The sequence below is a fragment of the Streptomyces sp. genome, from assembly GCF_050698815.1.
In the GTDB taxonomy this organism is placed as follows: domain Bacteria; phylum Actinomycetota; class Actinomycetes; order Streptomycetales; family Streptomycetaceae; genus Streptomyces.
Window position 1 is genome coordinate 1 of record NZ_JBOHCV010000269.1, and the last position, 11,112, is coordinate 11,112.

At 69.5% G+C, this 11,112-nt stretch carries 10 protein-coding genes and 1 pseudogene; 4 read left to right on the forward strand and 7 right to left on the reverse strand.

Translation table 11 applies throughout. The features are described 5' to 3' along the window. Nucleotides 1-615, reverse strand: a 615-nt coding sequence (locus tag ACRDP3_RS09800; RefSeq protein WP_431516480.1) for an ROK family protein, incomplete at its 3' end; no start/stop codon positions are given. A gap of 262 nt (nucleotides 616-877) precedes the next feature. Between ACRDP3_RS09800 and ACRDP3_RS09805 the strand changes: the two genes are divergently transcribed. The 4 genes from ACRDP3_RS09805 to ACRDP3_RS09820 all read left to right on the forward strand — a co-directional run bounded on the left by ACRDP3_RS09805 (nucleotide 878) and on the right by ACRDP3_RS09820 (nucleotide 4,501). Next, nucleotides 878-2,167, forward strand: a complete 1,290-nt coding sequence (locus ACRDP3_RS09805; protein WP_431516481.1) for an ABC transporter substrate-binding protein — start codon at nucleotides 878-880, stop codon at nucleotides 2,165-2,167. 17 nt (nucleotides 2,168-2,184) lie between these two features. Then, complete coding sequence (locus ACRDP3_RS09810; RefSeq protein WP_431516482.1) at nucleotides 2,185-2,499, forward strand: DUF3263 domain-containing protein; 315 nt, start codon at nucleotides 2,185-2,187, stop codon at nucleotides 2,497-2,499. Between the two features lie 42 nt (nucleotides 2,500-2,541). After that, complete coding sequence (gene otsB, locus ACRDP3_RS09815; protein WP_431516483.1) at nucleotides 2,542-3,390, forward strand: trehalose-phosphatase; 849 nt, start codon at nucleotides 2,542-2,544, stop codon at nucleotides 3,388-3,390. 745 nt (nucleotides 3,391-4,135) lie between these two features. Further along, nucleotides 4,136-4,501 (forward strand): hypothetical protein, encoded by a 366-nt coding sequence (locus ACRDP3_RS09820; protein WP_431516484.1) that lies wholly within the window; start codon nucleotides 4,136-4,138, stop codon nucleotides 4,499-4,501. Between the two features lie 117 nt (nucleotides 4,502-4,618). Here the strand turns inward: ACRDP3_RS09820 and ACRDP3_RS09825 are convergent, their stop codons facing one another. The 6 genes and pseudogenes from ACRDP3_RS09825 to ACRDP3_RS09850 form a co-directional block, all read right to left on the reverse strand. After that, the gene (locus ACRDP3_RS09825; RefSeq protein ID WP_431516485.1) at nucleotides 4,619-5,440 is read right to left on the reverse strand and encodes an AfsR/SARP family transcriptional regulator; all 822 of its coding nucleotides are present in this window, start codon (nucleotides 5,438-5,440) and stop codon (nucleotides 4,619-4,621) included. A gap of 87 nt (nucleotides 5,441-5,527) precedes the next feature. Beyond that, a complete protein-coding gene (locus ACRDP3_RS09830; RefSeq protein ID WP_431516486.1) occupies nucleotides 5,528-6,127 on the reverse strand; it encodes a hypothetical protein in 600 nt (199 codons plus the stop codon). After that, nucleotides 6,127-7,464, reverse strand: a complete 1,338-nt coding sequence (locus tag ACRDP3_RS09835; RefSeq protein WP_431516487.1) for a hypothetical protein — start codon at nucleotides 7,462-7,464, stop codon at nucleotides 6,127-6,129. Before ACRDP3_RS09835 ends, ACRDP3_RS09830 begins: the two co-directional genes overlap by 1 nt. Continuing rightward, nucleotides 7,461-8,234: an ATP-binding cassette domain-containing protein gene (locus ACRDP3_RS09840; protein ID WP_431516488.1), complete on the reverse strand. Its 774-nt coding sequence runs from the start codon at nucleotides 8,232-8,234 to the stop codon at nucleotides 7,461-7,463. The genes ACRDP3_RS09835 and ACRDP3_RS09840 overlap by 4 nt, the downstream gene beginning before the upstream one ends. Nucleotides 8,235-8,955: 721 nt before the next feature. Further along, nucleotides 8,956-10,509: an alpha,alpha-trehalose-phosphate synthase (UDP-forming) gene (locus tag ACRDP3_RS09845; RefSeq protein WP_431516489.1), complete on the reverse strand. Its 1,554-nt coding sequence runs from the start codon at nucleotides 10,507-10,509 to the stop codon at nucleotides 8,956-8,958. Between the two features lie 177 nt (nucleotides 10,510-10,686). Further along, nucleotides 10,687-11,112 (reverse strand): annotated as a pseudogene (locus ACRDP3_RS09850) (glucosyl-3-phosphoglycerate synthase); the annotation flags it as partial.

An 11,112-nucleotide genomic window follows, 5' to 3' on the forward strand; every position in this document is an offset into this window, starting at 1 on the left:
GGCGCGGCCGACGGCGGCGGCCGAGGCCAGCGTCTCCAGGCAGCCGCGCTGTCCGCATCCGCACTCCGGCCCGTCCGGGCGGATCACGACGTGGCCGATCTCGCCCGCACTGCCGTGCGCGCCGGGCTCGATCCGCCCGTCGATGCCGATCGCCCCGGCGATGCCGGTGCCCAGCGGCACGAAGAGGAACCGGTCCACGCCCGCCCCCGCGCCGATCCGGCCCTCGGCGAGGCCGCCCGTACGCACGTCGTGCTCGACGGCGATGGGGATGCCGCCGAGCCGCTCGGCCAGCAGTGCGCGCAGCGGTACGTCGCGCCAGCCGAGGTTGGCGGCGTAGACGGCGGTGCCGGTGTCCGCGTCGACGATGCCGGGGACGGCGACGCCGGCCGCGGCGGGCTCGGTGCCGTACCGCTCGACGCCGTACGCGCGCAGCTTCGCGGCGCAGCGGAGGATGCCCTCGACGACGGCCGCCGGGCCGCGCTCGCGGTCGGTGTCCTGGCGCGCCTCGTACAGCGGTTCGTTGCCGGGGCCGAGGAGGGCGGCCTTGATTCCGGTGCCGCCCACGTCGAGGGCGACGACGTATTCCGGTGGGCCTGGCTCGGGACGTGGGGTCACGTGTGTCAGTGTCCCGCGACGAGAGGTGACAGGTCTAGTCCACTCACGGTATCCATCCGGCTTCGATGAGCGGAAACGAGCGCCGGAGGATGCCGGAAGGGTGCCGGGAATGTAGATCGTCCTCCTGCTTTGTGAGTATGAACAGGCGGGAAAGGGGCGGTTGTTGCGGAAGCGATATGACCGGAGGTGTGGACCTTGGCGGGCTAGGGGTGAAGACTTCCCTCTTGCCCGTAGATGGTCCAGACCTGTGGAGGCAGCGCGCGTGGAACGTCGGAGATTCCTGGGGATGGCGGCGTCGGCCGGGGTCGTGGGGGGTGCGGCCCTGAGCACCGCGGGCTGCGGCACCGCGACGGGCCAGGGCTCGGGCAGTGCACTGACGATGATCGCGGCGGACTACGGCGACCGCGGCAGCAACAACGGTTCGCAGGGCTACTGGGACGCGCTCGTCCGCGACTTCCAGCGCAAGCACGGCATCGCCGTGGACGTTTCCGTGCACAGCTGGAAGGACGTCGACAAGAAGGTCGCAGGCCTGGTCGAGGCCGGCCGCGCACCCGACATCGCCCAGATCGGCGCATTCGCGGACTACGCCGCCCAGGACAGGCTCTACAGCGTCGGCGAGCTGCTCTCCATCCCCGTACAGGCCGACTTCCTGCCCGGCCTCGCGGAGGCCGGAGCGGTGAAGCGGGTGCTGTACGGCATGCCGTTCGTCGCCAGCACCCGGCTGCTCTTCTACAACAAGACCCTCTTCGCGGGAGCCGGCCTCGACCCCGGCTCCCCGCCCAGGACCTGGAAGGAACTGGTCCGGGCGGCGGCCGCGTTGAAGCGGGCGGGCGTGCGGATCCCGTACGGACTGCCGCTCGGCCCGGAGGAGGCCCCCGCCGAGGCGTTCATGTGGATGCTCAGCGGCGGCGGCGGCTTCACCGACAAGACCGGCAACTACACCATCGACGCCACCGAGAACATCAGGACCTTCAACTGGCTGCGGGACAACCTCGTCAGCGAGAAGCTGACCAACTACCGCCCCGGCGGCACCGACCGGCAGGACCTCTTCAACGCCTTCGGGCGCGGCGAGGTCGGCATGCTCAACGGACACCCCACCCTGATGCGGCAGGCGGCGCGGCGCGGCGTGGAGTACGGCACCGCCGTGCCGCCCGGAGCCAACGCCCCCTCGGACGGCACCCTGGGCGTCGCCGACTGGATGATGGGCTTCAAGCGCAACGGCAACCGCGAACAGATCGGCCGCTTCCTCGACTTCGTCTACAGCGAGCGGAACCACTACACCTTCGCCGACCGCTACGACCTGCTCCCCGTCACCACCGCCGCGAGCGAACGGATGCGCGAGGGCCGGGAGCACAAGAAGCTGTGGCGCTTCCTGGACCAGCTCACCAGCGCCGAGTTCTACCCGGTGGGCAAGGTCTCCTGGGCACGGGTCAGCGCGGAGATGAAGAAGTCCATCGGCCAGGTGGTCGCGGAGGACGCCGACCCGGCGGCCGTACTCACCGGCATCCAGCGCAAGGCGGAGGCGGCGGAGGCGGCGGCGGGCGGGCGGTAGCAGGTTAGGTTGGCACGATGAGCGACCACGAGGAGGGGACGAGTACCGGCGAGGCGAGTACCGGTGAGACGAAGGCCGGCGAGGCCGCCGCCTCCCCGCCGCTGCCGCCGGGGCTCTCCGAACGGGACGTGGCCGTCCTCGCCGCCGAACACCGCGGCTGGCCGGGGCCCGGGGCGAAGGAACGCGCCATACGCGAACAGCTCGACATGTCGCCGACCCGCTACTACCAGCTCCTCAACGCGCTCCTCGACGACCCGCACGCCCTGGCCCACGACCCGGTCACCGTCAACCGCCTCCGCCGCCGCCGCGACGCGCAGCGCTCCCGCCGGTAGACACACCGGCCCGGCGGGGCCCGTGCCCGGTAAGGTCGCGGCATGGCCGCCGTACCCACTCCCCGTACCGCCGCAGGCCGCAGCGGGCTCGCCGCGATCCTCGCCGAGCCGCAACGCGCCCTCGTCGCACTCGACTTCGACGGCACCCTCGCTCCCATCGTCGACGACCCCGCGGAGGCCCGCGCGCACCCCGGCGCCGTGCCCGCGCTCTCCCGGCTCGCTCCGCTGCTGCGGGCGGTGGCCGTGGTCACCGGACGCCCGGCCGAGGCCGCGGTCCGCTACAGCGGACTCGACGGGGTGGAAGGCCTGCACCACCTCACCGTCCTCGGTGCCTACGGCGTGGAGCGCTGGGACGCGGCCACCGGCTCACTCCGGGCCGCCGCCCCGCCCCCTGGCGTGGCGGCGGTACGGGACGAACTTCCCGCTCTCCTCGCCGAGCTGGCGGCACCACCCGGTACGTGGACCGAGGACAAGGGGCGGGCGGTCGCCGTGCACACGCGGCGCACCGACGACCCCGCGGCGGCCTTCGCCCTGCTGCGCGACCCGCTCTTCGCCCTCGCCGACCGGCACGGACTGGTCGTCGAACCGGGCCGTATGGTCCTGGAGTTGCGGGCACCGGGCGTGGACAAGGGTGCGGCGCTTCTCGACCATGTACGCGAAGTGGGCGCCACAGCCGTGCTGTACGGGGGCGACGACCTGGGTGACCTCGCCGCCTTCGCGGCCGTCGAGAAGCTGCGCGGCGAGGGCCTGCCGGGCCTGCTGGTGTGCAGCGGCGGCGGCGACACCGACGAGACCGTCCCGGAGATCGCCGGCCGCGCCGACATCGTGGTCGACGGCCCGGGAGGCGTCGTCCAACTCCTCGACGCCCTGGCCGACATGCTGGCCGCTTAGGCCCTGTCCGGGCCGGCGGGCCTGGTACTCCAGCTGTAGATCGTGATCGCCCCGGTGAGACGAAACGGCCCGTCAGCTGAACTGACGAGCCGCACGAACGTAAGGGTTACGCGTACCGGTTGACCCACCCGTCGCAGTCGTCGGGATAATACGGCCATGCCTCGCAAGCCTTGAAGCTCACCGCAACCATCTCCGGAAAGTCGTGGTTGAACGTGTGGCACGTTCCCGAACTTCCCGGGTTGGTGTCCCGGTTGGTAGCGCCGACCACCTGGTAGTCCACGTAGGCTGCGGCACCATCTGCCATGAGGTCGCATACTTCGAATTTGTCGCCGACGTGGCTGAACCGCGCCGAGGATCCGTCCGTCGACGAAAAGCCATTCGTTCCGGCCCAGGCGGGTGATGCGAACGCTATTGCGCAGATCGATACCGCCGCGCCCGCACTGGCGGCCGCACGGAGGACTCTTTTTCTCGTCATTTTCGTTCTCCCATCGCTCTTGCGAGACATTAGTGAAGCCGCGTAGGCGCGTGCGAAGCTTCAACGTATGTAACGCACCGGAATCCCGCTTCACACTGTGCGACCAACGGGGTATATACGGCACATCGATGACCGCATCTACGCGCGCCCCTCATGCTGGGTCTGCTGTGCTGAACTTGATCGGCACTGATCATCTTTGGAGGGGCACCAGTGAACGATGCAAGAAGCTCACGTGGGCGAATAGGTTCTGTGGCACGCAATACGGTGGGCGTGGCGGTACTTGCCGCCTCGCTGCTCGCTGCCGGCAGCGTGCCGTCCTGGGCTGTTGAGATGGAAGCCGGGGGAACGTCTGCGACTTCGTCCAGCACGAGTGGCAGAGCGACTTTCCATCACTACGGTGACAAGATCGAGGTCTGCGACACCGAGACCGACGGCATCAATGTCTACGGCGTGTACAGGTACTACAAGACGTCCGCCAGCTACATCGAGGGCCGGCACGATCAGACCCGGGGCAGTGGTTCCTGCGACACCTGGGACCATGACTTCATCGAGGGTAGCACCGTCCTTATTCGGGAATGCGACAATCTGCCTTACTTTCCGGACGGGTGTCTGCCGTGGAAGAACGGCGTAGCCTGACCGTAGGAGTGCCGTTCACGGGGTGCGCCATCGCAGTCGTTCAGCGGTGGTGTACCCGGAAAGGCGATGCCGAGTCAGCCGGTCGGCCCTGCTGATCATATGCGCTGCGCGTGGCTCTCACGCGCAGCGCATAAATGTTGAGCTGACTGCGATGATGCTGCGATATTCTTCGCCATTGAGAATTGCTTGGTGGACGCGCTGCAGATACTCGCTGGGCTCTATTCCGGCGTCTTCGATGAACCGTCTTCGTGTCCGGGTGTAGACGCTCAGAGCTTCGATCCGGCGGCCGGACGCGTAGAGAGCGATCATGAGTTGTGCGAGCAGGCGTTCCCGGAACGGATGCACATGGGTGAGGTGCATGAGGCCGGGCACGAGAAGTTGCGCATCGCCGTGCTGACTCTGAAGCCGAGCTTCGACCAGGAACTCCTCGGCCTGCAGTCGCAGCTCGTGGAGCCTGGCCGTCTGGCCCTGTAGCACCAGAACATCCTGTACGTCGGCCATGGCGACGTTCGAACGCCACAACCGCAGGCCGTTGTTGAGATGGTCGACGGCTTCCATGCCCCGGCCCGCGCGTATCGAGTCCCTGCCCTGATGAATCCTGTGCTCGAACAGGTGAGCATCCACGTCATGGGGTTCATGGTGGATGCGGTATCCGCTCGCCCGGCTGTGCGTGATGTGCGCCCTGTCCGGCGGCAGTGCCATGCGCAGTGCCATGACATGGCTTCTGATCATCTGGTTGCAGGAGGCAGGCCGGGCAGGGCCCCACAGGTGCTCCGCAATGGAGTCCACGTGCATCCCGCTTGTGTCGCCGGCCATGAGAAGGAGGGCCAGGACCTTCCTGCTCCCCAACGTCAGAGAGCCCTGCCACGGTCCGTGGATGCGGACGTCGCCCAGGAGCAGGAACGTCGCCACGTCGGTCGGCTCAAGTGATCCTGGCATCCGAGCTCCTCCCGAGGGTGCTCTGAGGTCGGCGGGTGTTCTTGCCCTGGTATCGACTGTCCTGTTGCTGAGAGGTGTGAACGAAGGTCACTCGTCGCCGAGCGGTGCGCGGGGGCCGAGCCAGGAGCAGGCCGCCGAGCCCACGAGGAACAAGGCGATGGCGGCGGCCCAGGCGGCCGGTTCCGGTCCAGGCTGCGTCGGCCAGGCCCACGCGATCGTCGCCCCTTGTGCCTGGCGCGGCGCGGACAGGTAGACCGTGGTCGCGTACAGCATCAGCGGCAGCCAACTCAGACGAGCCCCGAGGAGAACCGACGCCAGCGCGGCCAGGCCGACGCAGCCGATCACGTTACGGGCCATCGCCACGGCCCCGAACTGTGCGGCGTCGAGCAGTACGGTGGCCGCCAGCACGGCCGCGGAGACGGCTGTGCCGAGCACGATCTGTCCCGCTCGCCACAGCCACTGGCGGCGTGCCGCTGTCTCTTCGATTTCACGGCCATGGACGTGCAGGGAGCCGACGACGGCCGCGGCGGCCAGCAGCGGGGCCATGGAGACGACCGGTACGCGGCCGGCCGCGCCACCGAAACGGGACGTGTCGATCAGCCACTCGGCACACCACCAGGCGACAAGGGCCGTGCCGGCCAACGTCACGGCCCAGACGGCCATGCCACGGGTGCGGGCATAGAGCATCAAGGCATCGTCACCTTCTTCGGGTCGCAGTCGGCGACCGCATCGAAGTACTGCTTCAGCCAGGCGGCACGTTCCACCTTGGGCATGCTGTGGAGGCGCTCGATGGCACGGTCGATGGACTTCGGCCTCGGTTCCCTGTACGTGATGGCCGGATCCGGGGTGCCGGACAGCCACTCCACGACGGCTTCACTGGCACGCGGGTACTGCCAGCGCGCGGTCGGGCAGTTGGGATAGGCGAGGCCGTGCGCGATCTCCGGCAGGTACCGGTCCGGGGAGGTGATGCGCCGCCCCTTGGTGGGGTTGACGTATGTGTCACCGACCCCCAGGCCAAGGTTTTCCTCACCGGCGCGCAGCTTGTCGCCGAATTCGGCGAAGGGATGCTCGCTCCACCGCACGGGCAGCGGTGAGACCCCTTCGAGCTTGTCGTAGGTCACCTTCGCCGCAGCCGCGACACCGGGCAGTTGTTCGCTGTTCAGCTTGGTCACGCACACCTTCGGCGCGTCGCTGGTGCACACCAGCGCGGAGGTGTCGCGGTCCGGCTTCCACACCCCGTCACCGGTGTGGATCAGCAGGACCGCAGCGGCGACGGCGGCGGCCACCAGGGCCGCAGCCGGTACCAGCCGGCGAGCGACGAACAGCAGCGCCGCCGCCGCGAGCCCACCGGTCCAGACGATGAGCACCGGGCCGTACCACCACACCGGCTGCTCCCACAGGTGGTAGTGGCCGACGGTGGGCGAGAGCCAGGTGACTGCGGAGTTGGAGTTGTAGGCCGTCATGCCCAGGCCCACGTAGCCCACGACGGCCAGCGTGGGTGCTGCCAGCCGCCAGGCGACGAGCCGTCCGACGACGAACCCGATCGTGCCCAGGGCGGCTATCGCCGTGATATCCGCAGCGAGAAGCGTCAGCGGCGGAAAACCGGCAGCGGCGTAAGGCCAGGTCGCGGCCATGGTCACGAGAGCCGCGAGGAGATAGCCCAACGCCGGCCACACGATGGCGGGCAGGCAGGCCGCCACAGTCTGACTCAAGGCGCCGCGCGGCGCCGAGGCACGCAGTTCCTCCAGGCCACGACGGCGTTCGCGGCCGCCCAGCCAGCAACCGCCGCCCACGGTGATCGGCCCGGCGAGCAGAATGCCGATGGTGTGCAGCTGACCGATGGTCGATCCCCAATGACCCTGCCAGCGTTCGGTGTTCGTGAACATCACGACCAGGGCGGCGACCAGCACGGCAAGTCCGATCACCGGCCCGAAGCCACGGCGCAGCTCGCCGGGGGGTATCGCACCGGGCTTCTGGGAGATGCCGGCCGCAGGGTGGTTCTTGACGTCCAGCGCGGTGCTCACAGTCCAGCTCCCACAGTCGTCTTGGCGCGGTGCCGGCCCAGGGCTGCGGCGTAACCGCGTTCGACGGGGTTGTCACCGGCTTCGCTTCCCTCACCGAGCAGGGCGAGGTCCTCGGTAGCGCCGCGGAAGGCGATGCGGCCGGCTTCGATGAGTGTGACCTCGGTGCACGCCGCGGCCACGTCCTCCACGAGGTGGGTGGAGACCACGACGGTCGAGGACTCCCCGAGGCGGCGCAGCAGGGTGCGGAAGTCCACCCGTTGCTCAGGGTCGAGTCCGGCTGTCGGCTCATCGAGCAGCAGCAGTTCCGGGGAGTTCACGATGGCCTGCGCGATTCCGACACGGCGGATCATGCCGCCGGAGAGCTTGCGGATCTTGGTATCGATACGATCCGTGAGGCCGACCTCCTCAACGGCCCGACGTACAGCAGCGTCGGTGTGCGCCTTCGGCATCTGCTTCAGCCATGCGACGTAAGCGACGAACTCGCGGACCGTGAAGCCCGGGTAGTACCCGAAATGCTGGGGAAGGTAACCGAGTTGCCGACGTACCGCCGCATGGTTGCGGTCGGTACCCAGTGGCTTGCCCATCAGCTCGACCACGCCGCCGGCTGCCGGCTTCGCCGTGGCGAGGACCCGGATGAGCGAAGTCTTGCCGGCCCCGTTCGGGCCGAGCAGTCCATGCACTCCTGGACCCAGGTCGAGGTCGAGATTGTCGAGGACGGTGGTGGTTCTGTGACGCACGGTCAGTCCCCGCAGGGACACAGTGGTCTTCATCAAGTGGACTCCCTCTGCACGGTCCGGGCTCCGCAGCACGAGGCCGGAGCGGTACCACGCAGCACACACCTCACGCGATGCGAGTGGCTGCGGGCGCAGAGGTGGCCCCATGCCGGCCGGAGTATGAGCACCGTGCACAGACGTGTGCCTCGATGGGCACACACCCCTCCCGTAATTCCCCCTCACAACGCGCGGTGGCAATGCCACGCAGCGCGGTCGAATCATCGGGGGAACTATGAACCCGATGTGCGCGATGAACAAGCGTCGAATTGTTCTGGGACGGCACTAGATGTGCCTAAGTGCCCAATGGCCTGTTACTGAAAAGTGACGAATTGTTGAGCAAGGTCTGAGATTTCTGACACGCACGGTGCCCCGAGGTCCGCGGTCCGGCGCCTGTTCCAGCTGGTCACAGCCCTGCTGTCCGACCACCCGTCAGATCGTGAAGTGCGACCAGCAGCACACTTCGTGTGCTGCCGTCCATCATTTCGGGCAGGTCCGAAATGGTTGCGGCCAGGAATGCGGCAACCGATAATCAGGTTTCCGTTTACGGGGGCTGTGCGTGACTCGTGCGATGCAAAGAACAACAACAGTGGAGTTTCCGCATGAGGGAGCGTCTTGTACCGCATGCCGTTGCCGCTTTCTCAGCCCTCGGTATCCGCGGTGCCCTGATGCCCGCCGCCTCGGCCACCCCGCGGTGTGTGCATCCCCGTTCTGGTAAGTACTAGCCGGGCTGAGGCGCCGCTGCACCGTCCTCGCCGCGCAGCGCGTCCAGTTGGTCCAGGAACCAGCGCGTGGGCGGCAGCGCCGTCGCCGCCGCGGCCAGCCGTTCGGTGCGCTCGGCGCGTACGTCGTGCTCCATCGTCAGCGCCTCGTGCAGGGCGTGGGCGGTGCCGGAGACGTCGTACGGATTGACCACGATCGCGTCCCCGCCCAGCTCCGCGTACGCGCCCGCCTCGCGTGAGAGCACCAGCGCGCAGCCCTCGTCGGAGACGACGGGGACCTCCTTCGCGACCAGGTTCATGCCGTCCCGGATCGGGTTGACCAGCGCCACGTCAGCCAGCCGGTACGCCGCCAGCGAGCGCGCGAAGTCGTCCTTGAGGTACAGCACGACCGGGGTCCAGCCGGGCGTCCCGTAGGTGCCGTTGATCTCGTCGGCGACGCGCGAGACCTCCGTCATGTAGTCGCGGTAGACCGCCAGGTCCTGCCGGGAGGGGTAGGCCAGGGCGAGGTGCACGACGCGTTCGCGCCACTCGGGGTGGTCGGTGAGCAGTGTCCGGTAGGCGTGCAGGCCGCGCACGATGTTCTTGGACAGCTCCGTGCGGTCCACGCGCACGATGGTGCGGCGCGGCCGTCCGTCCGTACCGCCGCCGATCTCCTCGCGCAGCAGCCCGATCCGCTCGGTCACGTCGGGGCGGGAGGCACGCTCCCGCAGGAAGTCCGGGTCCGCGCCCAGCCCGTGCACCCCGACGCGGGTGGTGCGGCCCGCGCAGGTGATCTCCAGCTCGCCGGCCGCGCCGTTCTCGCCGGCGATCTCCGTGACCCGGGCGCCCAGCACCTCGGCGCAGCAGTCCGCGAAGGCCCGCGCCCACCGACGGGTCAGGAACGCGGCGCGGTCCGCGCCCAGGATCCCCTCCAGGACGTCGCGGGCGACGGCGTCGGGCAGCATCCGGTAGTAGTCGGGCGGTGCCCACGGCGTGTGCGAGAAGTGGCCGATGCGCAGGTCGGGGCGGCGCCGGCGCAGCAGGCCGGGAACCAGCGTCAGGTGGTAGTCCTGCACCAGTACGGCCGCGCCCTCGTCGGCCTCCTCGGCGAGCGCGTCCGCGAACGCGGCGTTGTAGCGCTCGTAGGAAGCCCACTGCTGCTCGAACTCCGCGTCGAAGGAGGGCTCCAGCGGCGTCTGGTAGAGCAGGTGATGGACGAACCAGAGCACGGAGTTGGCGACGCCGTTGTAGGCGGCGGCGAAGGTGTCGGCGGGGATGTCCAGCATCCGTACGGCCTGCCCGCCGGTGTCCTCCGCCGCGAGCTTGCCGTCGCAGCGGCGCACCGCCTCCCGGTCGCCGTCACCGAGCGCCGCGCACACCCACACGGCATCCCCCTCGGCCGCGTCGCCGCCGCCGGACCCGATCGCGGAGAGCCCGGAAACGAGGCCGCCACCACCGCGCTTGGCGGTGAGGGAGCCGGAGCCGTCCTCGGTGAGGGAGTAGGAGACCGGACCCCGGTTGGACGCGACCAGTACGCGGGCCCGGCCCTGCTGGGAGGCACGTTCGACGACCATGGCCGGAGCGTACCGCGCTGCGCGCGGCGGGGGCCCGCGCTCCGGTGCGGCTGCGTCCCGCCGGGCCCCCTGGCGGTGGCGCGTGACCGCCCGGCGGGGGATCGCGGGGTGGGTGTGCGCGGGCCGTCTCGCGACAACGCCGGCCCGGTAGCCCGGAGAATCCGGCCCCGGAGGGGCCTACGCCGCGCGGCGGGCCGCGTACTCCGTGATCTCGCGCATCGGCGGCCGCTCCACCGTGTCCACGGCGTGGCTGCGGGGCGCGAAGCCCGCGAAGCCGTCGCCGTTCCCCGCGCGTTCGAACTGGGTCAGCGTCGGCCGTACCAGGTGGCCGGGGCGGGCCAGCCGCGACTGCGCCGTGTGGTGTATCGCCGCCGCCATCCGGCCCAGCGCCTGCCCGTCCTGGTTGCGGTGCCGCCGGACGCCGACGTCGACCTGGGCGAGGGCGTCTAGCCCGACCGCGTCGAGAGCGTCGATGAGCAGGCCCAGCTCGACCCCGTAACCCACCGGGAAGGGCAGCTTCTCCAGCAGTGAGCGGCGGGCGGCGTACTCGCCGCCGAGGGGCTGTACGAAGCCCGCCAGTCGTGGCCAGTGGAGGTTGAGCAG

Excerpts from the sequence above, each read along its gene's own strand:
- otsB (WP_431516483.1), top strand. The coding sequence starts at position 2,542 with ATGGCCGCCGTACCCACTCCCCGTACCGCCGCAGGCCGCAGCGGGCTC.
- ACRDP3_RS09830 (WP_431516486.1), bottom strand. The coding sequence starts at position 6,127 with ATGCTCTATGCCCGCACCCGTGGCATGGCCGTCTGGGCCGTGACGTTG.
- ACRDP3_RS09810 (WP_431516482.1), top strand. The coding sequence starts at position 2,185 with ATGAGCGACCACGAGGAGGGGACGAGTACCGGCGAGGCGAGTACCGGT.
- ACRDP3_RS09825 (WP_431516485.1), bottom strand. The coding sequence starts at position 5,440 with ATGCCAGGATCACTTGAGCCGACCGACGTGGCGACGTTCCTGCTCCTG.
- ACRDP3_RS09840 (WP_431516488.1), bottom strand. The coding sequence starts at position 8,234 with ATGAAGACCACTGTGTCCCTGCGGGGACTGACCGTGCGTCACAGAACC.
- ACRDP3_RS09845 (WP_431516489.1), bottom strand. The coding sequence starts at position 10,509 with ATGGTCGTCGAACGTGCCTCCCAGCAGGGCCGGGCCCGCGTACTGGTC.